General features: G+C 56.3%; 20 protein-coding genes and 1 tRNA gene. 17 read left to right on the top strand and 4 right to left on the bottom strand.

The window, feature by feature from the left end; all coding sequences use genetic code 11:
* Positions 1-5 precede the first annotated feature (5 nt).
* From NQF86_RS02755 to NQF86_RS02695, 13 genes are all read left to right on the top strand, one after another.
* Positions 6-971, top strand: coding sequence for a hypothetical protein (locus tag NQF86_RS02755; protein ID WP_266116069.1), 966 nt, complete (start codon positions 6-8; stop codon positions 969-971).
* Positions 968-1,882, top strand: a complete 915-nt coding sequence (locus NQF86_RS02750; protein ID WP_266116068.1) for a hypothetical protein — start codon at positions 968-970, stop codon at positions 1,880-1,882. The genes NQF86_RS02755 and NQF86_RS02750 overlap by 4 nt, the downstream gene beginning before the upstream one ends.
* On the top strand, positions 1,866-3,845 hold the full coding sequence (locus tag NQF86_RS02745; protein WP_266116067.1) for a glycoside hydrolase family 66 protein: 1,980 nt from the start codon (positions 1,866-1,868) through the stop codon (positions 3,843-3,845). Before NQF86_RS02750 ends, NQF86_RS02745 begins: the two co-directional genes overlap by 17 nt.
* Positions 3,845-6,121, top strand: a complete 2,277-nt coding sequence (locus tag NQF86_RS02740) for a hypothetical protein (RefSeq protein WP_266116066.1) — start codon at positions 3,845-3,847, stop codon at positions 6,119-6,121. The genes NQF86_RS02745 and NQF86_RS02740 overlap by 1 nt, the downstream gene beginning before the upstream one ends.
* A 53-nt stretch (positions 6,122-6,174) precedes the next feature.
* On the top strand, positions 6,175-9,111 hold the full coding sequence (locus NQF86_RS02735) for a hypothetical protein (RefSeq protein ID WP_266116065.1): 2,937 nt from the start codon (positions 6,175-6,177) through the stop codon (positions 9,109-9,111).
* On the top strand, positions 9,108-11,624 hold the full coding sequence (locus tag NQF86_RS02730) for a hypothetical protein (RefSeq protein ID WP_266116064.1): 2,517 nt from the start codon (positions 9,108-9,110) through the stop codon (positions 11,622-11,624). The genes NQF86_RS02735 and NQF86_RS02730 overlap by 4 nt, the downstream gene beginning before the upstream one ends.
* 69 nt (positions 11,625-11,693) lie before the next feature.
* Entirely contained in the window at positions 11,694-12,002 is a 309-nt protein-coding gene (locus NQF86_RS02725; protein WP_266116063.1) for a hypothetical protein, read from the top strand.
* Positions 11,999-12,238 (top strand): hypothetical protein, encoded by a 240-nt coding sequence (locus NQF86_RS02720; protein ID WP_266116062.1) that lies wholly within the window; start codon positions 11,999-12,001, stop codon positions 12,236-12,238. The genes NQF86_RS02725 and NQF86_RS02720 overlap by 4 nt, the downstream gene beginning before the upstream one ends.
* Before the next feature lie 5 nt (positions 12,239-12,243).
* Complete coding sequence (locus NQF86_RS02715; protein WP_266116061.1) at positions 12,244-12,654, top strand: structural protein P5; 411 nt, start codon at positions 12,244-12,246, stop codon at positions 12,652-12,654.
* The gene (locus NQF86_RS02710) at positions 12,651-12,902 is read left to right on the top strand and encodes a hypothetical protein (protein ID WP_266116060.1); all 252 of its coding nucleotides are present in this window, start codon (positions 12,651-12,653) and stop codon (positions 12,900-12,902) included. The genes NQF86_RS02715 and NQF86_RS02710 overlap by 4 nt, the downstream gene beginning before the upstream one ends.
* A 42-nt stretch (positions 12,903-12,944) precedes the next feature.
* Positions 12,945-13,253, top strand: coding sequence for a hypothetical protein (locus NQF86_RS02705; protein ID WP_266116059.1), 309 nt, complete (start codon positions 12,945-12,947; stop codon positions 13,251-13,253).
* On the top strand, positions 13,250-13,486 hold the full coding sequence (locus NQF86_RS02700) for a hypothetical protein (RefSeq protein ID WP_266116058.1): 237 nt from the start codon (positions 13,250-13,252) through the stop codon (positions 13,484-13,486). The genes NQF86_RS02705 and NQF86_RS02700 overlap by 4 nt, the downstream gene beginning before the upstream one ends.
* On the top strand, positions 13,486-13,746 hold the full coding sequence (locus NQF86_RS02695; RefSeq protein WP_266116057.1) for a hypothetical protein: 261 nt from the start codon (positions 13,486-13,488) through the stop codon (positions 13,744-13,746). Before NQF86_RS02700 ends, NQF86_RS02695 begins: the two co-directional genes overlap by 1 nt.
* A 129-nt stretch (positions 13,747-13,875) precedes the next feature.
* Here NQF86_RS02695 and NQF86_RS02690 read toward each other — a convergent pair.
* The 3 genes from NQF86_RS02690 to NQF86_RS02680 all read right to left on the bottom strand — a co-directional run bounded on the left by NQF86_RS02690 (position 13,876) and on the right by NQF86_RS02680 (position 16,849).
* Positions 13,876-13,950: transfer RNA gene (locus NQF86_RS02690), tRNA-Val, on the bottom strand.
* 90 nt (positions 13,951-14,040) lie between these two features.
* Positions 14,041-15,930, bottom strand: coding sequence for a hypothetical protein (locus NQF86_RS02685; RefSeq protein WP_266116056.1), 1,890 nt, complete (start codon positions 15,928-15,930; stop codon positions 14,041-14,043).
* 4 nt (positions 15,931-15,934) lie between these two features.
* Positions 15,935-16,849 (bottom strand): mitochondrial fission ELM1 family protein, encoded by a 915-nt coding sequence (locus tag NQF86_RS02680; protein WP_266116055.1) that lies wholly within the window; start codon positions 16,847-16,849, stop codon positions 15,935-15,937.
* Positions 16,850-16,954: 105 nt separating this feature from the next.
* Here NQF86_RS02680 and NQF86_RS02675 point away from each other — a divergent pair, with 105 nt between their 5' ends.
* Positions 16,955-18,112, top strand: coding sequence for a DEAD/DEAH box helicase (locus NQF86_RS02675; RefSeq protein ID WP_266116054.1), 1,158 nt, complete (start codon positions 16,955-16,957; stop codon positions 18,110-18,112).
* Positions 18,113-18,171: 59 nt separating this feature from the next.
* Here the strand turns inward: NQF86_RS02675 and glyA are convergent, their stop codons facing one another.
* Positions 18,172-19,467 (bottom strand): serine hydroxymethyltransferase, encoded by a 1,296-nt coding sequence (glyA, locus tag NQF86_RS02670; protein ID WP_266116053.1) that lies wholly within the window; start codon positions 19,465-19,467, stop codon positions 18,172-18,174.
* 108 nt (positions 19,468-19,575) lie between these two features.
* Between glyA and NQF86_RS02665 the strand changes: the two genes are divergently transcribed.
* The 3 genes from NQF86_RS02665 to NQF86_RS02655 all read left to right on the top strand — a co-directional run bounded on the left by NQF86_RS02665 (position 19,576) and on the right by NQF86_RS02655 (position 24,093).
* On the top strand, positions 19,576-21,024 hold the full coding sequence (locus NQF86_RS02665; protein WP_266116052.1) for an APC family permease: 1,449 nt from the start codon (positions 19,576-19,578) through the stop codon (positions 21,022-21,024).
* Between the two features lie 131 nt (positions 21,025-21,155).
* Positions 21,156-22,604: an APC family permease gene (locus tag NQF86_RS02660; RefSeq protein ID WP_266116051.1), complete on the top strand. Its 1,449-nt coding sequence runs from the start codon at positions 21,156-21,158 to the stop codon at positions 22,602-22,604.
* A 43-nt stretch (positions 22,605-22,647) separates the two neighbouring features.
* Positions 22,648-24,093 (top strand): APC family permease, encoded by a 1,446-nt coding sequence (locus NQF86_RS02655; RefSeq protein WP_266116050.1) that lies wholly within the window; start codon positions 22,648-22,650, stop codon positions 24,091-24,093.
* Positions 24,094-24,179 lie beyond the last annotated feature (86 nt).

Below are 24,179 nucleotides of genomic sequence, written 5' to 3'. Positions count from 1 at the left end.
GCATCATGACGACAGCCATTGACCTCTGCAACAGGGCCATGATGCGTCTGGGGACGCAGAGCGGAATCACGGCGTTTGATGACGGCTCTGTGGAAGCCAGTGTCTGCGCTGCCTATTATGACGATGTGCTGCTGAGCCTGCTGGCCCATCCGGCCAGCTTCGGTGGTCCTGCCTATACATGGCAGTGGCCCCGCTGTGTGGGTACGGGCACAGCAGTTGCCAGTGACAGCCCTCTCTGGCGGTATGAAATCCTTCTGCCGGAAGACAGTGTCCGGGTTCTGCGGGTCGATGATGGCAAGACCGTCAAGCCCATTGACCAGCGCATGAAGATGTTCGACCCAAGGGATGGTTTTGGCGAAGGCATGGGCAAGGCTGGTGGCACAGTGCTGCGCCCTGTCATCCTGACAAACAGCCAGACCGTCAGCGTGACCTACATCACGAAGAACGTGGACATAGACTACTGGCCGGCTGCCTTCCGCCGGGCCTTCTGGCTCTGTCTGGCCTCATCTGTTGCCACCACGCTGGGCATTGATGGCAGCACGATTGCTGCCGTGGAGCAGGAAGCAAGCCGTGAAGTGGAGCGGGCCTGTCTGGCTGACCAGCGTGTTGAGGTTGTCAGCACCGAGACTGTGCCTGACTGGCTTGGTGTGCGCTTATCTGGCCTTGGCTATGGTCATCACATCCATCAGACAAGCAATACGCTGGATGTTGGCTATGTAGCGGGTGGCAGTCAGCCACCTGCCCCGGCTGCTGCTCCCTATGCGCCACCCATGGGGGAAAATGGTGTCATCCCCACTGGCCTGACCATGAGGGATATTGCTGATGGATCATGCCTGTATATCCCCGCCGATACCCCAGATGGTCGCATTGGCATCCTGACTATCGGTCAGAGCCCTGCCGGGTGGCGCAGGCCTTATCACGGCACCATTACCGATGGCATTCAGGATGGATCAGGAGAAATAGAACTGTGAAAAAATTCCTATGGCTGGTCGCATTTCTGGCTGCGTTTCCATCAACAGGGGTAGCACAAGTTTCCCCAGCCCGATGGACACAGAATTATGCTCCCACGTTGGCAGATTGGCAGGCGGCTCTCCTTTATAAGGGGCAGCCGATACCAAATGCTCTTGATAGCATTAATTCTGATTTGCAGTCTAAAGTTGGTCAGTCCGATATCAAGTCTATTCAGGATGCTCTTTCTGGGATGCTACCTGCTGAAAATGGAACAGCAACAAATCTGACATTAACAGGAAATAGTGGGTTCAATCTAGCAAGCACAGAAAAACAGATTATCAGCTTTCAGCCAGTTGATGGACGTCCAGCACTTGGGTTTTTTGATGAATACGGCTCATTCTCACCCATATTCTTTCTGGATGGTACGAGTAATGGATCATTTCTTGGTATTGGATCACAAACGTGGATTTCTCCCGATCCTGAAATAACAGGTCGGATGACAATCACATCTGCGCCGTCTCCCTTAATCCGGTTCAGATCAACCATATCAGGAAGTGTGGCAGACATATGGCAGGATGAAGTAGGAAATCTAAATATTGATCCAAATGGAAATCATGTTAGCATATTTGGAAATTCACTTAATGTTGAAAGCGGAAACGTAAACCTTAACGGTTCAACAGTGAATATATCAAGCAAAAATACTAGAAATTATCTACAAATATGGCAGGATTCCAGTGGCAAGAGTGTGATATCTGCTAATGGAAGCTCAAATGCCCTTACTATCTATGCTTCAGTTATCAACATGCAGGCTATTCCTCAATATTGGGGAACGACAACCAATACAAGCTTATGCGGTTCCATCCCTGGATCAACAGGCTGCCGCCCCATAAAAGACAACGAGGGGAGTACCCATTATGAACCTTACTGGTAAGTCCATCCCAGCCCTTTTTTCCCTTTTTATGGCCTCGTGTGCATATGCGGGGTCATTCCATCCAGAAGAAGGCCCTCACCTTTCTGGCCCTCTCATCCAGTCCATCAATATGGACAGATCCCATTATGATGAGGGAAATATCGCCCGTCTGTTCATTCATCTAAATAACCGAACAGGAGGTAATTTTAGCGGATCCATTACGGCCACCGTGACAGGCCGTGGCCGTCAGGTCAGAACCCCTATAGTTCGCAGTGTAGATGCCCTCCCACAAGGGCAAGAAATGACTGTCGAGCTCGATGTGCCAACCACCCCCATGTCATCCTATCAGGGCTATCACGTCGTGCTGGACGCCACGTCTTCAGGCAGGCTCATTGATGAGCAGGCAACAGCCATCGACTTCTCTCCAGACTGGTGGACTTATCCACGCCAGTGCTGGCTGGTAGGAGCATTTTCTGACTGGGGAGAATGGAAACCAGAAGTCATCTACGGAACATCCCCGGAAAAAAATGTCAGCAGCCTGAATGCCTATCACTGCAACAATCTCCAGTTCTACAACCTTCTCTATCGCTGGCATCAGCCGTGGTCCAATGAAGAACGCTACGTCAATGGTGATGGTGAAACCGTAGAAAAACCTCTCATGCGCCGTGCCATGGCCACAGCCAAGGCCCTGCATATGGGGAGCTTCTTCTACTTCCCTCTTTATGCCGCCAATATCGGCATAAAACCTGCCGTTATGGAAGATGGATCAGGAGCTTCCATTTCGTGGGGGCTGTTTACAAACCAGTGTGGACTCAATGGCGGTACATGCAGCACTGCCGATATGAAAAAGTTCTATGCAAACATCGGATACATGAACCCAAATAATACAGAATGGCAGTATTACTGGGCACAACAAGCCAACAAGATTATCCATGAATTCGGTTTCGATGGTATCTTCATCGACACCTATGGAGGAATCAGCGAAGCGCTGTATGACGCACAGGGACGACAGGTTGATTTCTCACACGCCTATTCTTCGTTCATCACAACAGTCACGGGCCTGACCAATGCTCCCATGACGCTCAATCCAGCCGGAAGCTGGAATGAACAAGACCTTGTGCAGAGCCGGAGAGAAGTCTTCCATTTCAATGAGCGGTGGAACAATCCTTCTGACGTTGGAAATTTTGGTGATTTCTGGACACGAGCCCAACAGATACAGAGCTGGGCCAGCAGCCGTCCTCACGGAATAGGAATGGACTGGGATCTGGGCATGAATAAAGGCCCCATGCAGGATAAGAACTGCGCCATAAATGGAGGGGCACGATACTGCACATTCAATCTCCCGGGTGTGCTGTATCAGGAGGCCGCCATCATGGCGACTGGGGCCCATCATGACTGGATCGTAGATGGCCAGCAGTCTCAGGGGGATGGTGCACGTTTCATCTCCAATGATGACTATCCCATCGGAAACATGCTTCCCCTTCCCGCTGGCATGGCCCAGGCTGAATATGACTATCAGAGCTTTGGCGTAGCGTATGAGAAACTCCTGCGCCGTGATGTAAGGGCACCTTCCCTGCCAGCAGCTTCCATTACATCAGGCGGTTCAGGCAGTACCACTGCACAGGCAGGAAAGATATGGCTGCTTCAGACAACCAGACCCGGTTTCGACATGCTGCATCTCCTGAATTACCAGCAGATGAACAGTGCTTCATTCAATGACGTGAACGACAATGCCGCAAACGCCGCGGCCCCTCAGACGACAGGGCCGCTTTCCGTCAAAATGTATGTGACATCCGGATCAGCACTAGGTTGGCTTTTCTGGGCGTCTCCCGATGTTCGGCATGGAGCACCTCAGACCATATCCTATTCACCAGGACAGGACAGCAATGGTACCTACATCACCTTCACGCTGCCTTCCCTCAGCTACTGGGATATGGTCTGGCTTGAAAATAATGTAGCCTCCAGCGATTATGCGGTGCCCTGATGGCACAGGCTCCTTCTGGCCCGCAGGTCGGGCTGACATGGTTCAGCTCTTTCAGTGGGGGCATCATGGCCCCCCTGATCGGCTATCGATCAGACATGGAAAAATGGCATTCTGGTGCTGCCGAGTTGGAAAACTTCTTTGTGCATGTGCAAGGCGGCATCTCAAACCGTCCCGGAACGCAGTATATCGGCACATCGAAGGCTGATGCCGCCGGGCCGCCACCGAAGCTGATTGCCTTCATCTACAATAACAGTCAGTCCTATGTGCTGGAGTTTGGCGACCACTATCTCCGCTTCATCAGCAATGGGGCCTATCTTACCAACCCTGATGGCAGTCCCTACGAGCTGGCTACGCCCTACAGCATTGCGGATGCCTTCTGGCTGCGTCATGCCCAGTCGGCAGACGTGATGACCCTGACCCATTCCAGCTATCCCGCCATGAACCTCTCCCGCCGTGGAGAAACTGACTGGACGCTGGAGGTCATTCCATACAGTTCTGGCATTGAGGCCCCAGCTTCACTCGTGGCCTCTGCCGTGGAAGGTAATGCGGGCAATACAGGCACAACGCCCGGCGTATCCAAGGTGAAGTATGAATATGCCGTCACCTCCGTCTCCAATGATAAGAACACGGAAAGCAACGCCACGCTGGCACCGTCCCAGACAGAAATGACCACTCAGACCCAGACGGTCACGGACCCTGCAACAGGCAAGACAAGCACGGTCACGTCTCAGGTTCCTGTAGAGGTTGGCCGCTTCGTGACGAATTACAATATCGGCTATTATACGAACTACGGGAACTACAACACGCTCTCATGGCCTGCCGTGTCTGGGGCTGATTATTATAACGTCTATCGTAGATTTGCAGGCCAGTGGGGTCTGATTGGCAATACCACGTCCCTCAGCTTCGATGACGTGAATTACGCTCCAGATACCGAGAATGGTCCGCCTGCCCATCGCAATCCCTTTGACGGCAACAACAATCCGGTCTCTGTCACCTACTTCCAGCAGCGGCGTGTCTTTGCCGGGTCTTTTGCCTACCCTCAGACGGTCTGGATGAGCCGCAGCGCCAACTATACCAATTTCGACATTCACACGCCTGTCGTTTCGGATGATGCCATCACGGCCACCATTGCCAGCCAGCAGGTCAACACCATCAAGCATCTGGTCCCCATGGCCGACCTTCTGGCCTTTACCGGAACAGGCATATGGAAAATCTCAGGCGGCCAGACGGGAACGCCCATCACGCCTTCCAACTTCACGGCCATACCGCAGATGTTCGTAGGCAGTTCCGATGTGCAGCCCTTGCCGATCAATACTGACGTACTGTTCATCGAGAACAAGGGCAGCCATATCCGTGACCTGCAATATGACTGGTATGCCCAGATTTACCAGGGCAATGACCTGTCCGTACTGGCAGACCATCTTTTCTATGGCTACACGATTTCTGACTGGTCCTTTGCACAGTTCCCCTTCAACCTGATCTGGGCCGTGCGGTCGGATGGGGCCATGCTGAGCATGACCTATCTGAAGGAACAGAATGTCATGGCGTGGCACCAGCACAAGACGGAAGGTGGTGCCTTCCAGTCGGTTGCGATCGTGCCGGAAGAAAATGGCTATGGCGCCATTGAGGATACGCCCTATGTCGTAGTGAAGCGCACCATTGCAGGGCGGCAGAGTTACACGGTGGAGCGCATCCAGTCCCGCCAGCTGGGGGCAGAGAATGATGACATCACCCGATCATGGTTCGTGGACTGTGGCCTGCGCTACGAAGGGCAGGCAACCATCACCGTCTCCGGTCTGGGCCATCTGGCTGGGGCAACCGTATCAGCCTGCATTAATGGCCGTGGTTTCACGGGGTTGACAGTCGGGAATGATGGCACCCTCTCCCTGCCCCGTTCCGGTAGCGTGGTCACGGTTGGTCTGCCCATCCGTGCACGGGCCGTCACCCTCCCCTTGGATCTCGGAAACCCGCCGCAGTTCGCCCGGCGCAAGCGTGTCAGCAAGGTGTATGCCTCGCTCTACAACACCTCCGGCCTGAGTGTATCCACCAACGAGGGCAGGACCTTCCATGATTTGGACAATCAGGGAGCCGCCGCAGGGCCGTCAGCTCCTAACCCTTACCAGAAGAAAGATACCGGCCCTGCGCTCATCTCCGGCATGACCATGCGGATACCCACGCCCAACTGGACCCAAAAGGGTAGCTTCATTCTTCAGACAGACCAGCCGTTGCCCGTGACCGTTACCAGCGTCAGCGTGGATGTGGAACTGGGAAACTGAGACACACCAGAATTACAACCCCCTGACATGCTTCTCCCTCACAGGGGGGAGCTATGTCATTATTTTCTGGTGGACTGAACACGCTCAAGAGCGTTCAGGATGAGGGGCTGGCCGGGCAGCAGTCATCCTTTGAGCAGTCTCTTGGCGCTTCCTTCATGGAAGGAATCAATGACACGCCGGTCGTTCGCCTTAGTGACTGGCTACGCCATGAGACAAAAAGCACCGAAGGCGATACCCTCAGCCCGGACGATGCCAATGCCCGTTATGGCATCAAGGGTGTTCTCAGTTTCGACCAGCCTGTTTCATCCGCTCTGGCCCAGACCCTCAATGCGGAAAAGCAGAATAGCCTCATCCGGCAGAACACCATTCGCAACGGGCCGGATGGTGCCATCAGTGGCATACTGAACACGGCGGCGGGTGCCCTTCCGTCCTTTCTGGACCCCATCAATTATGCTGCCGCACTGATCCCCGGTCTCGGTGAAGAACGTATCGGCATAGCCCTTGGCAGTGCCGCCGCTCGTGCCGAGGGCTTTGGCATGGAGCGGGTAGCTGATGGGCTACTCAGTGCCGAAGGGCTGAACCGCCGTGTCGGTGCGGCTCTCTCCGGAAGCCTGCCCGGACGTGCGGTGCAGGGTGCCAGCCAAGGGACGGTTGGCATGGCGGCTCTCGAACCGCTCAACATGTATCTGGACCGTGACGAGCATAATGACTGGAGCGCCGGACAGGCTCTGGGCAATATCGCCTTTGGTGGCATCCTGGGCGGCTCCCTGCATGGTCTGGGCTATGCCTTCGGCAAGCGCCTTGAGCGGGCCGGGACCAATGCCAAGGGGCAGCTTCTGGCCGATGGTCTCACCTCCATGGCCAGCGACAGTCCCAGCAATGCTGAAAGCCTGCTGAACATCCATGAAATCCAGAACGCCAGAAATGACCTCGATCGCACTATGGCCGAGCATGGTGCTGAGCCTGATGAAACCACGTCTCAGGTTCCCCTGCGGGACAGGATTGCTGATGACCTGTCCCAGCTCCGGCAGAGCCATGCTGACACGCTGGATGAAGCGGCCCTCTATGAGCGTCCTGATGATGAGCCGGAGCAGTCCGACAATACTGCACCGCAGCCTGCCATGTCAGCCAGCAGCAGCCCATCATCCCCTTCCCTGTTCACCTTCCTTATCCGTCATGGCGGCGTGCTGGATGAAGGGGGCGAGTTACGAGCCAATGACATTCACCGCCAGCGCATCGGTCTTGTGCGCCGCAATGGGGGCATGTCTCTGGATACCGCACGGGAACGGGCCATCGAGCATGGCTATCTCAGGCCGGATGCTGACATCAGCGATCTTCTGGATGCCATGGTGGAAGAAAGCCACGGTCGCAAAGTCTTCCCCAATGGCGAACAATCAGGCCAGATGGCCGACTTCTCCGGCATTGAAGACCATCACCGGGAAAGAGCGGCAGATGATGCTGATGAAGCGGCCCTTCATGCCAACATCACCCTGACGCCAGAAGAACACAGTCATGCCACGGACGCCATCCTTTCCGGTCTCCACCCTGATGATGCCATAGAGGACGCCCTGCGGCTTGCCAGCCATTCCACATGGGACCGCTACGTCTCCATGATGGATGAAGGCAGGGCCGTTCATCACGCCCGTATCGGGGCGAAACAGCAGCTTCTCCATGCCCTCACCCGCCAGCGTCTGGGGCTCTATGCACGGCACCTTGATGCCGATGTGGATAGTCTGAGCCTGTATGATCTGGCTGGGTCCATCCTACGAGGCGACAGCCCGGAAGATGCTGTGGAACATGCCCTGCGCCTCATCGAAACTGAAAAAGGCAAGGGCCATGATGCTGGATGGCAGGATGTTGTGCAGGAAGCCTATCAGGCAGCGCATCAGCGCCTCGATGAGCTTCAGCAGGGTGCCGCCGAAGCCATCATGCGGAACCTTCATGGGTATGAGGATCACGAGGTCACGCAGAGCCGTGCAGGCCTTTCTTCCCAAAGAGAAGCGGCCCCCAGCCCGGAACAGGGACAGGATGTTTCCCCACTCCCAACCGGCGGTATTGAGCATCTGGACCTTTCAGCGGCAGGGAGCAACCCGGTTATGGTCGGACGGATGCCTTCCGGTATTGAAGGCGTTCCAGACTGGCCAGTTCTCGTAAGTGATGGTGAAAAAGCCCACACACCATACAAGAAGGACGGAAAGACCGTCTATTACGCTACGGGCCGCCATCACATAATGGAGCGGCATGGACACCAGATGAAAGCATCAGGTTTTGACGATGTCGACAGCTACATCAGCCACATTCTGAAGAATGCAAATGAGGTAAGGCTGGATGAGCGGAATGGTTCATATTTCATCATCGTCCGTGGTGAGAAAAACACCAGCAGCGCAAAGCATGATGCCACTGTCACGGAACTCAAAAAAGAAGACGGCTATTACCTTGTCAAAACAGCCGCACCGTTCAAGTCAGGTTATCTGAACAAGAAGACACTTCTTCAGGAAGGGCGTCGCACTACCCCTTCAGACCGTAATGGGCAAGATCATCCCCTAAATCCAGCTGGCCACATGCCCGATGACCAAAAACCTTCAGCGACTGTCGGGGCTGAAGAAGCATCTTCCGGCACTCTAGCTACTGGAGAAGACAGAAATCAAGAAGGAAAGCTGCTATGGGACGGAAGCCGCCCCAACCTGTCGCACCCTGCCGAAAAGAGTGCCAACCTTCCCCCGTCATCACCTGATAAATCCGGCAGTGATGGCGTGTATACCAGTAGTCGCCACAGCAGCGCCTCTGACAATGGAAATCCTGCCCCGAAAAGTCAAGCCATCACCGAAGCACAGTCCTATTCCGACCAGATCGACCGTCAGCTCACTGCGCTGGGCGATCAGATCAGCCTGGATGAGCTGGCAGAAATCCAACGTGAGAAAGACCTCTCCGATGGCAATGCCGATGCCCTCACCTCCGCAGCTGCCTGCCTGACAAGGAAAGCCCCATGACCCACGAGAACCCCTGCTACAATGAAGCCGAGAAAGCCGCCGGGCGTGAAATGTCCAAGGCGGAGCTTGATGAGATGTTCGGGCGGCTGGAGAAGGAAGCTGGACGCTACATGAAGCAGGGCCTATCCCCACGGGAGGCACTGGAGAAAGCCGGTGCCCGCATGGCCGATGAGGAACGTCTGGCCGCCATCATCGAGGCCAATGCCCGCAAGAAAAACCTCATCGTCCGGGCCGCCCTGCGCCGCCGTGTGGTGGCAGGCGATGAAGCCGCATCCCTTGAGGGTATTCTCGCTGGCAAGCAAACCGGAGAGCATGGTGCTGCCCTCTCTGTTGATGCCAACAGCCACGCCCGCATCGCCCAGCTTCTTGGGCCGCTCATGCACGATCTGGACAAGGCAGGCGTCTTCAAGGCCCTGCTGAAGCGTGATGAACAGTTTGACGCCGATGTGGCCCGTGAGATGTGGCGTCTGGATGACCCGAAAGCTGGAGCACCAACGGGCAATAAGCTGGCTGCTGAGGCTGCCCGCATCCTGTCTGAATATCAGGACACAGTGCGGCTGATGCAGAACAAGCAGGGCGCATGGATTGGCAAGGCAGACCATTACGTCACCCGCCAGAGCCATGACATGTGGAAGATACGGGGTGATAGTTCTGATCTGGCCTATCAGAACTGGCGGGATACCATCCTTCCCTTGCTGGATGACCGAACCTTCGACATGATGCCAGCCAGGCAGTCGAAGGAAGATTTCCTCCGCAATGTCTGGTTGAACCTGTCCACTGGTGAGCATGACAATGCCAACGGGCGGGACTGGCTTTCTGGCTTCAAGGGCACATCGAACCTTGCCAGGAAGGTCAGTCAGAACCGTGTGCTGCACTTCAAGGATGCCGATGGCTGGCTGGCATACAATAAGAAGTTCGGTCAGGGGCATGTGGTGGACAGCGTCTTCAAGGGGCTCATCAGCGGAGCACGCAATGCCGCCGTGATGGGCGATCTAGGTACCAATCCTGAAAACATGTTCCGCAGCATGATCGAAGAAGCTGTACAGGCTGCCCGTGAGCGCGCTGATGGCAAAATGGTGGACCGGCTCCGCAGGCTGGAGCGCAGTGCCCTGCTGGACATCATAACAGGCAGGGCCAGACAGCCGGCCAACAAGACGGTGGAAACCATCGGAGCCTATGCCCACGCATGGAACCAGGTCACGAAGCTGGGCGGGGTCGTCATTTCCTCCCTGCCCGATCTGGCCGTGAATGCCTCCGTCCTGCGGCATAATGGTGTGCCGCTGCTGGAAAGCTACTGGAACAGCCTGAAAGCCCTTGCGCCGGGCCTTGCCAGCGAAAACCCGGAAGAACGCAAGGAGATCGCCCGGATGCTGGGGGTCGGGCTGCAAGGGCACCTTGGCTCCGTCATGAGCCGATTCTCTGCCAATGACGCCCCTCTGGGAAAGATGAGCGACCTCATCAACAAGTTTTACCGCATCAACGGCCTGCAATACTGGACGGACAGCCTGTCAGAAGGCGTTGGCATGATGCTATCCCACAATCTGGGGCGTAATGCGGGTCTGGCCTATGAAGCTCTTGATGGAAAGCTAAGGTTCAGCCTGCAACGCTTCGGCATTACCCAGCCGGAATGGGACGTGATGCGACAGGCCGTACGGACAGCGGCAGGCGAAGACCATATCCTGCCCAGCGAGATGGGCTGCCTGTCTGATGAGACTGTTACTCCCCTCCTCGAGAAAGGTCAGACTGCCGATGACGTGCGGGATGAACTAACCAGAAAGCTCTATGCATACATCACCGACCAGACCCGTGAAGGCATGACAGAGCCGGATGTCCGTACGCAGGCAGAGTTCCGGGGAAACAGCAACAGGCTGGATGATGTGAATCCATGGCTGGGGCAGGCAGCACGGCTCATGCTCCAGTTCAAATCTTTCCCAGTGTCCCATGTACGCCGCTTCTATCAGCGGGAAGTGCAGCGCAACGGGCTGGACCTGCCCGGCGTCATCCACATGATCGCTGCCACGACCGTGCTGGGCTATGTTGCCATGCAGACCAAGGCCATACTGGCTGGGAAAGAGCCACGGGATGCAGGCGATGTCCGCACATGGATGTCGGCCATGGCGCAGGGCGGTGGCGCTGGCATCTATGGGGACTTCCTCTTTGGCCAGCAGAACAGAATCGGGAACAGCGCACTGGAAACGCTGGCAGGTCCGACCTTCTCTGATATGACAAAACTGTTCGGGATATTCACCTCTACCCGTGATGAGCTGACGGGCAGTCCTGATGCCAAGAAAGCCAGCACCTATCTGGCCGATCTCGTGCGCTTCGCTTCAGGGCAGATACCGTTCGGAAACCTGCCCGTCATTAATGCTGCCCTGAAATATGGCGTGATCTACAGCCTTCAGGACATGATAAACCCCGGCTATACGGCCCGCTATGAAAAGCTCGTCCAGCGCAATCAGGGACAGGGTTTCCTAGTGTCGCCGACCATCAACCTGTACAATGCGACCAAATAACCCTGTGAGACACACCAGAATTACAAACGCATGATGAACTGTCCGTCCTGATGATGGAGACGGACACTCATGCGCTTCACACTCGCACTTCTTGCATCCCTGATGACTGGCACGGCTCTTGCGGACAGCATTGCCATTCCCCCTGCACAGCATGGGATTTTTGATGGCGGACATCTTCCTCCATCGGCGCAGGGCATCATGACCTTTGGGACTTCTGGTGGATTGAGCATGAAGGCTGTTCCCTATTCCGCCCTTCAGCTTTCTGCCCCAACTGGCACAACCTTCTTCTGCACTGACTGTGCCGGGACAGGCCAGCCCGTCTTCTTCAATGGAAGCGCGTGGGTGGATGCCTCTGGTGCTGGGGTGAAACACCCATGAATGACCAGTATCTGACCCGTGCCGAAGGTCTGGAAATCAAGAAAGACATCCGGGACATCGAGGTTGACATGGCCGTCGTCAAGGAACGTCAGGCCAGCCAGCAGCAGATGCTCGAGAACATCCTTGTTCAGGTCAGAAAAGGTAATTCATGGCGCTCCCTGTTCATTGCCGGAGGGTACGGCGCAGGCGGCATCATCATCGCCATCATCATGAAGATTTTCCACATCGGAGGGTAAAACCCATGGAAGTACGGGGTATCCGTAACAACAATCCGGGCAACCTGAATTATGTCGGGCAGGCAGGAGCGCACAAAGAGCCGGGCCCACATGGCCGCTTTGCCGTGTTCGCCACACCAGAAGCTGGGCTGATTGCCCTGCGTGGTCAGCTGCTCCGTTATAACCAGCGTGACGGCCTCGATACGGTGAAAGGCATCATCAGCAAATGGGCGCCACCAACTGAGAACGACACGGCCAGCTACATTGAAGGCGTGTCCCATGCCCTTGGTGTCACGCCGGATCAGAAGCTCGGCCCTTTCACGCCGCAGCTTGTGGCAGGGCTGATGCGGGCGATCATTCTCATGGAGAACGGCAAGAACCCCTACGGCTCTCTGGTGGACAAGGTTGCCGGTGTACAGGAGGCGGTAGCAGCATGAAGCCCCTGCACTGGTTACGTCAGCCAACCACGCTACAGGGTCTTTCTCTGATTATTGCCGGTCTGTCCGGCGCTGTAACGGGCGGGATTGATGCCAACCTTGCATCGACCCTGCTTATTGCTGCCGTCCCCCTGCTCCTTCCCGACAACAGCACGGCCCGCACTGTGGCCTCTGCTGCCATTCCTCCGGTTGTCGAAGCGTTGGAAAAGAACGCTGCCGCCGGCAAGGAACCGCACAAGCCAGGTTGACTGAACCCGGCTTTCTCATCCCTCACAGAAAAGGAAATCACCATGTCTGAAAATAACACCCCATCTTCCATCATTGGCGGACTATTCGGCCTCATTGAGGGCGCCATGGGGGACAGCGAAAGCATCAAGACCAAAACACGCCTGCATCTGGCTTCCACCATTCTCGGCAGCATCTCTGATGAAGCGGCCTCCCTTCTGGATGACCGTTTCGATGCTCCCGCCCCTTTTGCTGGTATCAACCGTGTTGAGAGTGGTCTGGCCGAAGTAGAAGGCGGTATCCATGATGTGCCGGCCGCCGTGAAAGAGAAAAAGCCAGTGCCGACTGCGGCACAGGTCAGTTCTGCGGCATGATGTATCTCTACGCTGGGCTGGGGGTGGCGTTCATCGCTGCCCTCACCCTGTTCGGCTGGGTTCTGTATCGAGCCGGACGAAACGCCGCCCGTGTCCTGTCTGAGCAACAGAGCGTGACTGAGGCCAATGCCCAGAACGCCACCCTATCCCGCATGAATAAGGCAGCCTCCACAGCTCCCCAGACGGATGATGAGCTGATGGCGAAGCTTCGGGACGGAAAGGAAGGACAGTGATGGAAAAGGAAAACCCGCTATGGCTGTACGTTCCATGCGCCCTGGTGCTGGCCTGCTGCATCACCCTACTAGGAGGATGCAGCGAGGTCCGCATCCGCCAGCAGTGCCTCAACCTGCAGACGCCTACTGTAGAGCAGCAGCAGGGCGCCTATGCCGAGATGGTAGCCCACCCAGAGCTGAAGAACATCCGCATTCAGGCGGCTGATCTTGATTATGCCCTGCGGGAGAATGCGGCCTGTTGGGGGGAAAGCAGGCCGTGAAAAGCCCTCTTGCCCCTCAAAATGGGTGGGCAAGAAACTACGGAGACTCGTGGGAAGAAACGGGACGCCAATAACGGCACCAACCCCCATCACAATCCGCAGTTTTCAGCTATTTTATAGGGAAATCCATGGTGGATGCGACAGGGATTGAACCTGTGACCCCTGCCGTGTGAAGGCAGTGCTCTACCGCTGAGCTACGCATCCGTCTCTGTGGATGGGCGTCTTATACCCGTGCCCTCTTTCCGTGGCAAGAGGGATAAAGAGCATATGTACAGATTATTTTAATATCTCGCCTCAGAACCCGAACATGTGGTCCAAAGAGAAGCACCCGGCACCATTCTCCAGCCCATGATAACCAAACAGACGGCAGGTTAAATCCCGTATCAGGACATAGCCACCCTCTCCAGCCTTATGCAGAAGGTCTGCCTCAAAAAGCTGATACGGCTTCAGAAGATAGGACCCAGAAGGCTGAATAATCACAACCTTCTCCGCCAGTTCACGTCCGTCAGAAGCATGAAGGTGCAGGCAGGTCCGTGATGGCTGCCGCCCCTCACGCAGGGACGTGGGATAGATCAGATGGCAGAAGCCCTGCAAAGCCACACCATCCAGCGTCTGTCCCAGTTTCAGGAAAAGCCGTGTCGTCAGACCTGGCGGAGGACCAGCGTAAGATTGCGGTTCATTCCGCCATGTCATCATAGTGTTGAAAATATGCCCGCCAAAACTCGTCTCTGCCGCATGGTCTGTCTGAAGATGGCGGTAGCGCATCAGCGCATGAGGCCAGCCATCACCCTCCCCGCCATCACGAAAATCATAGACCAGCTCCGCATGTCCCGGCTGGTCCATCAACTCGTGGAGAGCAACGGCTCCCTGATGATTTCGAGGCAGATTTCCAAGAAAATGACAACCACAGCTCTGTCCCGCCTCATCAAACAGGTCCAACCTCATGGGCATGTCTGCAAGAGACTCGGACATTGGATTGAGCTGAACGAAACTCGTATAGACCGCCGGGTCCGGCACCGGGAAAGGCAACACAAACCCACGACCCAGCAGCGGCGACATAGTGCGAATGGCCGGATCAGGACGCAGATCGGCACGCTCCACATTCATATGGGCAATGCGGGTCCGCCCTCTCTGCACGACTTCATAGCGTGGCCGCACCAGATGACGGCCCGACCGTAATTCAAGCTGGGCAGGCCATTTCAGATCAGGAAACAGCGCCCCCACATCCACCGCTACCGTCTCGTAAGGCCCGATCGTCTGCGCCACAGCCCGATGGTCATCTTCACCCATAGGATTCAGTGTAATAGCCCCCGCCGGAATCACCGTACCATGACTGTTCTGTACCCAGAGACAAACCGTCTCATCCTTATCAGGAGCCGGCAACGTGGCAAACCTCATGGAAGGCCACGCATTCGCATCATGCGTAACGGACAGGCTGGGGTCACCATTCTGGCCAAAACTGTCGAGGGCATATTTCACGACATCATGCCCCTTGGCCCCGATGACATGAATGAAAAGCTGCCCCGTGAAGTCCGGCAGGCCGAACTGCTCCTTCACCTCACGGCTATCAATCACCACGCCAGCATTGGCACCTTCCACATCCTGACACCACTCAGCCAGAACATGACCGGATTCATCAAAAAGTCGCAGCCAGTAACGCAGCTCTGTGGCGCCATAATTCGCCCAGTAATTTGCCGTAACCAGCCTCGTGCTGAACCGCTCCGTCTCCCGGAAAAACGCAAAATTGGTCGCAAAATTGCATTTATCCAGATAAGGCCGCCGATAAGGCAGAAACTCATCCGGCAGCTTTGCATCACCCAGAGTATATAACGGCTTCCCCCCCAGAACACCTTCAAGACGGGAACGCATCTTCGCATCCTCGAAGGACAGGGCCAGTACCGCATCAGCGTCACTCTCTGCCAGATGAACAACAGCCTGTTTCTGCCCTCCCAGACCGTCAGGCTGCCCGACCTGCTCGCTATCATGTGTCAAAATGACTGAAGGCCGTATGGCCGGATATAAACCGCAGACTGTCGGCAGATAGTCATCCGGGTCGTATATGGCGAGTATTTTGCCCTTGAGCGTCTGCTCAAGCGTCTTCATCGTATCAACAGCCAGAGGATGAGACAAAGCCTTGTAAAGGACATTGCCGCCCTGCGGACCAAATGTCTTTATATCCAGCATGAAATCATCCTTCCCGACTGAACTGAATACGGTGATGTATTTCATCAGCCGCCAAGGAAGTATCGTCAAGTCTTTCGCAGGGCATAAATGATATGTTCCTTAAAGAAGACTGAACACGTCCCGCTTTTTCAAGTATGGTTACGAAATGTTCCAGCCGTGATGACCGCCCCTTCAGAGGAAGAATAGCGACAGGCCTATCCGTAGCAACAGCTTCCGACATCATAGAAACACTATCCTGCGTCACAGCCAGAACATCAGAACAGGCAAGCAGCCCCATATAAGGGTTCTCATCCCCCTCTCCCTCCAGCACCACAGCCCCCAGAGGGGCCAGACGCTCCTGCAATACCACAAGAGCCTGACGGGATGTGCGCCGGGATGGCGTCAGCACACAACGGGCACCTGTCAGCCTTATGAAACCAGCCAGCTCCTCAGACAACGCTACGGCTTCTGGTTCTTCCAGCCTGTAACGTCCGTTGGAACCACCCAGAAGCACGCCCAACACCTTCTCCGCTCCCGCACGAATGCGTTCTCGCCACGGCCCAGCGGCCTGAGCTAGGCGGGCCGGTGTCACGTCATGCATGGCCGTGCGAACGGAAAGCACGTTTGCCCCTTCAAGTCGATCATGCGCACTGGCCACAACCAGAGCAAAAGGGGACAATTTCGCCCGTGGATGCTGTATCTGCACAACAGGCAACCCGTGCGCTCTGCCCAGCGCCGCCCCCGCCACGGCTCCTTTTCCACCCACACTGATGATGAGACGGGTTGCAGAAGAAAGGCTGAATGGGGCAAACAGACCCAGAGAATATGGCCAGAAACGAACAGGCAAACGTGAGACCAGCTTTCTCCTATTCGCAAGGACAGGCTGAAACTCCCACGAAAAACCCGCTCGCTCTGCCAGCCCCCGCCCCTGAGACCTCATTCCGGCGAAATCTTCTGCTATGATGGCTGCATGCATTTCTGATCCCCTCCGGCAGTAGTCTCCGTCCATCACATCACCACCCACCTTCTGGCAAGACTGACATTCATGACACAAACAGATTTTACAGACCTTGGCCTTTCCGACCAGCTTGCACAGGCCGCCCAGAAAGCGGGTATGGTCAAACCAACCCCCATCCAGCAGCAGGGTATTCCTCCCCTTCTAGCAGGTCGTGACGTTCTCCTACCCGGACAGACAGGAACCGGCAAAACTGCCGCCTTTGTCCTCCCTGCCCTCCAGAAACTAGCTGACCTCAAACAGGAAGATACGACCGATTCCGTTCCACGGGTTCTGATACTGGAACCAACCCGTGACCTCGCCATGCAGACAGCCGGCGTCTGCCGCCAGTTAGGGCGTCAGCTTCCCCTCCGCACACGGGTTATCTGCGGCGGCGTGCCTCGTGAGCAACAGGCCCTCTCACTGGCGCAGGGTGCCGACATCATTGTTGCCACGCATGGCCGGCTTCTGGACTTCGTGGAGAAAGGCGAGCTGTCGCTGGAACACATCATCTATCTGGTTCTGGATGAGGCAGACCGTCTTCTGGATGAAGAATTCTCTGCCAGCATGACGGCTCTCGTGCCCTATATTGCTGACCGCCCTCAGACCATCTTCTGCTCCGCTACCCTGCCAGAGCCTGTCATGGCGCTAGCCAAGCGGGTCACGAAAGACCCCGTCCGTGTGGAACCGGGCGAAGAAGAGGTCACGCCCCGCCGCATCCGCCAGCAAGCCCTGTTCATTACCGAAGCACAGAAAGAGCTCCTGCTCCTGACAGTGCTGGAACGGTCAAAGATACAGGCCGATGCCAAGGCGGGCCGGGCCATCATTTTCACGAAGACAAAACAGAAAGCCGATTCTGTCGCAAAGCTTTTAAGAAAGGCCCAGTACAAGGCCATTGCCCTTCATGGCGGCCAGACACAGGGCGACCGGAAGAAAACACTGGAACGCTATCAGGCACAGCCCGGTTCCATTCTTGTCACAACGGATATTGCGGCCCGTGGACTGGATATTGATGACATCCAGCTGGTCGTGAACATGGACCTGCCGCAGACGCCGGAACTCTACATCCACCGCATCGGGAGAACAGCCCGTGCCGGAAAGCAAGGCCGGGCCGTCACCTTCGCTACACTGGCTGAACGGACCCGCCTGCGGGAAATTGAAAAGCACATCCAGTACCGTATCCGCATCATCACGGCGGAAACGCTTTAAAGGCAGCTTTTCCAAAAGGGCATGGCTGTCACACCATGCCCTTTCAATGTCTGCCCTAATCAGGCAGAGGCACGATCATAGATCGGGAAGCGAGCACACAGCTCCTTCACTTCTTTGCGGATACGCTCGAAGGTGGCGTCATCATTCTCATCAGCGCTCAGCACGGAATCAATCATGCGGGCCACCTGACGGAATTCTGCTTCACCGAAACCACGGGCCGTAGCTGCCGGGCTGCCCAGACGCACGCCAGAAGTGACAAACGGCTTTTCAGGATCAAACGGAACGGCATTCTTGTTGGCTGTAATGCCAGCACGCTCCATCAGGGCCTCAGCCTTCTTGCCTGTCACCTTCTTGGGACGCAGGTCCACCAGCACGAGGTGGGTGTCCGTACCACCTGTCACGATGTCGAAACCACATTTCAGCAGCTCATCGGCCAGTGCACGGGCATTTGCCTGCACACGCTGCTGATACTGCTTGAACTCATCCTGAAGGGCCTCACCAAAAGCAACAGCCTTACCAGCGATGACATGCATCAGCGGGCCACCCTGAAGACCGGGGAACACGGCGGAGTTGATCTTCTTGGCGATGTCCGCATCATTGGTCATGATGATGCCACCACGGGGACCACGCAGCGTCTTATGCGTTGTAGATGTCGTGATGTCAGCATGAGGGACCGGGCTCGGATAGATGCCAGCAGCCACGAGCCCAGCGAAATGGGCCATATCCACCATCAGGTAAGCACCGACTTCATCAGCAATCTTGCGGAAGCGGGGGAAGTCAATCACACGGGGGTAGGCAGAGCTGCCAGCCACGATGATGCGGGGCTTATGCTCACGGGCCAGACGTTCCATCTCCTCATAATCGAGCAGACCGTCTTCACCACGCACGCCATACTGCACGGCATTGAACCACTTACCGGAATAGTTCGGAGCGGCACCGTGGGTCAGATGGCCACCAGCAGCAAGGCTCATGCCGAGGATGGTGTCACCGGGCTTTGCCAGCGCCATGAAAGCTGCCTGATTGGCATTGGCACCAGAATGCGGCTGGACGTTGACGAACTCAGCCCCGAACAGTGTCTTCAGGCGCTCAATGGCAAGGTTCTCGACCTTATCCACATCAACGCAGCCACCATAATAGCGGCGGCCCGGCAGACCCTCAGCATATTTGTTGGTCAGGACAGAGCCCTGAGCTTCCATTACGGCGAAGGACGCCATGTTCTCAGAAGCGATCAGCTCGATGCCATCCTGCTGGCGTTCAAGCTCGGCATTCAGGATCGCACTGACTTCATGATCCCGCTCCTTAAGAGGGGCATGAAAGAAAGAATGCAGACCGGCCTGATTGGTGCTTTTGGACATTGTCATCCATCTCCCGCAAAAAAACTCTTTCCTTTCTATAGGCGTGCGAGCCAAGCACGTCTATCGTTGCGGATTAATTACGTTCAAAAAATGCGAGAGTGCCCTTCAATGACCTTGCCCTTCTGGCAGACCAAACAAGTTCCTCCTCCAGAGAGCCAGAATAACGGACTAAAACGTGTGTTTGGCCCGTGGCGTCTGATCGCCATGGGGGTCGGTGTCACCGTGGGGACGGGGCTTTTCTCTCTCACGGGCGTGGCGGCAGGACAGAATGCCGGGCCGGCAGTCATCATTTCCTTCCTCATCGCCGCTATTGCCGCCAGCTTCGCCGGTCTCTGCTATGCCGAACTCGCCGGGATGCTGCCCGCCGGCGGTTCTGCCTATGCCTATGCCTATGCCGGGCTGGGTGAGATCATCGCCTGGATCATCGGCTGGGACCTGATCCTTGAATATACGGTCGGAGCGGCGGCTGTGGCCTCCAGTGCTTCAGGCTATATCGCCTCCCTGCTGCGAGGCTGGGGCATCATCATTGATCCGCGATTACTCAGCCCCCCTATGACCACCGTCACCATGCCGGATGGCCATACGGCGCATGCATGGTGCAATGCACCGGGGATGCTGCTCCTGTTCATCATCACCCTGATGCTGATGCGGGGTACGAATTTCTCCGTGCGTCTGAACTCGCTGGTCGTGGTCATCAAGATGCTGGTTATCATCGGCCTCATCATCGTCTGTACGCCTTTTGTCGATACCAGCCACTTCCATCCCTTCATTCCCGCCAATCAGGGCGAATTCGGGCAGTTTGGCATCAGCGGTATCATGCGGGCGGCAGGTATGGCCTTCTTTGCCTATGTCGGCATTGATATCGTTTCTACAGCGGCACAGGACACAAAGAACCCGCAGCGCAACATGCCCATTGGCATTCTGGGAAGCCTGCTAACCTGCGCCATCATCTATGTCGTCTTTTCAACCATCCTGCTTGGCGTGGTGGATTACCGTGCCCTTGCCCACGACCCCAGCCCTGTCGCCACCGCCATGGATAAAATCCATATGCCGTGGATGGCCGTTCTCGTGAAAATCGGCATCACCTTCGGCTTTATTTCCGTGCTGTTCGGGCTGCTCATCGGGCAGAGCCGTATTGCCATGAACATGGCCGATGACGGGCTTCTTCCCTCTTTCCTTGGCCGCCTGCACAAGGGCACCAGTACCCCATGGACAGCCCATATCATCACAGCTGTGGCCGCTGCCCTACTGGCCGGATGTGTCCCCATTGCTACGCTGGGAGAAATGACCTCCATCGGCACCCTGCTCGCCTTCGTCATTGTCTGCGCTGGCGTGACGGCCCTGCGTTTTCGGGCACCGGATGCTTCACGCAGTTTTCAGGTACCGGGGGGACCGTTTGTGGTCCCTGCGCTGGGAATCATCTCCTGCGCCATTGTTATGGGCTCCATGAGTCCGCTCACATGGGTGCGTCTCATCATCTGGCTGGCTGTGGGATTTGCTGTCTATTTCGCTTATGGCATCAGAAAAAGCAGACTGCGCAACAATTCCATCAAATAGGGTAGAAAATTATAATTTTCTTCCATAGAAGAAGGATCGCTCCGAAAGTGGCACCCTCTCCGGGTGCCGCTGCCGGCTGACGTAACAGCCGGAGCAGATCAGAAACGACCGGACACGGGACCTTCTTCACTATGATGTCATCCCTGTGGCGCAAAAAGGCCATTACCTCCTCTGCCTCATCTTCCACGGGGCTGAAACGTATCTTCGGCACATGGCAACTCATTGCCATTGGGGTCGGTGTTACCATTGGGGCCGGTCTTTTCTCGCTTACAGGCGTGGCGGCGGGGCTTTATGCTGGCCCAGCCATTCCACTGGCCTTTCTCATCGCTGCCATTGCTGCCAGCTTTGCCGGGCTCTGCTATGCCGAGCTGGCCGGGATGATCCCTTCCGGCGGGTCAGCCTATTCCTACGCCTATGCAGCTCTGGGGGAGTTTATAGCATGGGTCATCGGGTGGGACCTGATCCTTGAATATACCGTCAGCACGGCTGCCGTGGCCTCCAGCTGGTCGGGTTATATAGCCTCATTCCTCAAGGACTGGAGGGTCATCATAGACCCCCGGCTGCTGCATCCGCCCATGTCGCTGGTGGAAATGCCTGATGGCCACATGGCTCATGCGTGGTTCAATGCGCCTTGCCTGTTCATTCTCTGGCTGGTCACCATCATGCTGACACGGGGCATGACAGAATCCGCCCGCATGAATGGCCTCATCGTGGGCATCAAGATATGCGTTCTGGTTGGGCTGATCGTAGCCTGTCTTCCTCATATCCAAATGGCGCATTTTCACCCCTTCATTCCTCCTAATGGCGGGCATTATGGGGATTTCGGCTTTAGCGGCGTGATGCGGGCGGCTGGTATGGCGTTTCTGGCTTATATTGGCTTCGATATCGTCTCTACCGCTGCGCATGATACGAAAAACCCTCAGCGTTCGATGCCCTTTGCCATTCTGGGCAGTCAGATCATCTGTGCAGTCGTTTATGTCATCGTATCGGCCGTTCTGGTGGGTGTGGTGGACTACCATCACTTTGCCAATGACCCCAGCCCAGTCGCCACCGTGATGGATGTCGTCAACCTTCCGTGGCTTAGCCTGCTCATCAAGGGGGGCATCTGTCTGGGCTATGTCTCAGTCATTTACGGGCTGCTGATGGGCCAGAGCCGCATCCTGATGAGCATGTCGCAGGATGGTCTGCTACCCGAATTCTTCCGCCGGATGAGCCGCAAAAGCCATACGCCGGTTCCCAGCCATATGCTCAGCTTCCTCGTGAGCGGTCTGCTGGCCTGCTGCCTGCCAATTAATGTTCTGGCTAACATGGCCTCCATCGGCACGTTGACAGCTTTCGTGATTGTCTGTGCGGGCGTAATTGCCCTGCGCTTCACCGCACCTGATGCGCCCCGCACCTTCCGCCTGCCCGGCGGGCCGCTGCTGATTCCCTCTTTGGGCATCCTTTCCTGCGGCAGTGTCATGCTCTCCATGAGCCTGATTACATGGATGCGCCTAATTATCTGGTTGGCCATTGGTGCCGTCATCTATTTCGCTTATAGCATACGGCACAGTCATCTCAGAACGGGGGATCGGACATAGCCTTCCCTGCTGACCGACACCGCAACATCATGGAGCAGATTACATGAGACGGCCTTTCTGGCGCACCAAACCAATATCCCAGACCGGGGCCCCCGATGCAGGGCTGAAGCGTGTGCTGGGTCCGTGGCAACTCATTGCCCTTGGGGTTGGTGTCACCGTTGGGGCGGGTCTGTTCTCCATGACGGGCGTGGCTGCTGGTCAGTATGCTGGCCCAGCCGTGACGCTCTCCTTCATGATCGCCGCTATTGCCTGCGCCTTTGCCGGCCTCTGCTACGCCGAACTGGCAGGCATGATTCCCGAGGCAGGCTCTGCCTACACATATGCCTATACCTCCATGGGGGAAGGCATTGCGTGGATCATCGGCTGGGACCTGATTCTTGAATATACGGTCAATGCCTCCACAGTGGCTTCAAGCTGGTCGGGCTATTTCGGAACCCTCCTTCACCAGATCGGTATCTCGCTTGACCCTCGCCTTCTGGCCCCCACAGGCGCCTCCATCATGACGCCGGACGGGCAATTCGTGCGGGCATGGTTCAATGCACCTGCCATCTTCATCATCTTCGCCGTGACTGCCCTGCTGATGTTCGGCACCAGAGGGTCCAGCAAGATCAACATGGCCATCGTGCTGCTCAAGCTGATTATCATTGGCAGTGTGACGGCTGTCTGCCTACCGCACATCAAAGCCGCTAACCTTCACCCTTTCATCCCCACCAACACGGGGCAGTTTGGCTCCTTCGGGCCGAGCGGTGTGATGCGGGCAGCGGGTTTGATCTTCTTTGCCTATATCGGTTTTGACATCGTCTCCACAGCCGCACAGGATAGCCACAACCCCCAGCGCAATATCCCGCTGAGCGTTCTTGGCAGTCTGGTACTTGCGGCTGTCATCTATGCCGTTTTCTCCTTTGTGATTGTTGGTGTCGTCAATTACCGCGCCATGCTGCACGATCCCAACCCGGTCGCTACGGTGCTGCACAGCCTGCATATCCCTTGGTTCTCTGCCCTTGTGACACTGGGAATTGCACTGGGCTATATCTCAGTCATTTACGGGCTGCTGATGGGCCAGAGCCGTGTGTGCCTCTCCATGGCTAAGGATGGCCTGTTACCACCGCTTTTTGAAAAGCTGAATGAACGCAGCCGAACCCCGTGGACATCCCATATCCTCACGGCCATCGTTGCCAGCATTCTGGCTGCCTGCCTGCCCATCGACATCCTCGGCAAGATGACATCCATCGGAACGCTGCTAGCCTTCATCATCGTCTGCTTCGGCGTGATGGTGCTGCGCCTACGCCAGCCTGACGCCGTCCGCCGCTTCCGGACACCGGGCGGGCCGTTCCTCGTGCCCATCCTTGGCATTATCTCCTGCGGTGCCGTCATGCTCTCCATGGACCTCATGACATGGGTCCGTCTGGCACTCTGGCTTGTCATCGGCATGGGCATTTATGCCTGCTACGGACTGCACCGCAGTCGCCTGAAACATACCCATCACTAAACATCTATAACCACCCCATCAGCCTGCCGCCTGATGGGGTGGTTTTTTGGGTCTGGTCAGATGACCTGACAGAAGGCATCATGCCC

This window comes from Bombella pluederhausensis, from assembly GCF_026385525.1.
Lineage (GTDB): Bacteria > Pseudomonadota > Alphaproteobacteria > Acetobacterales > Acetobacteraceae > Bombella > Bombella pluederhausensis.
This window is presented reverse-complemented; position numbering and strand designations above follow the sequence as displayed.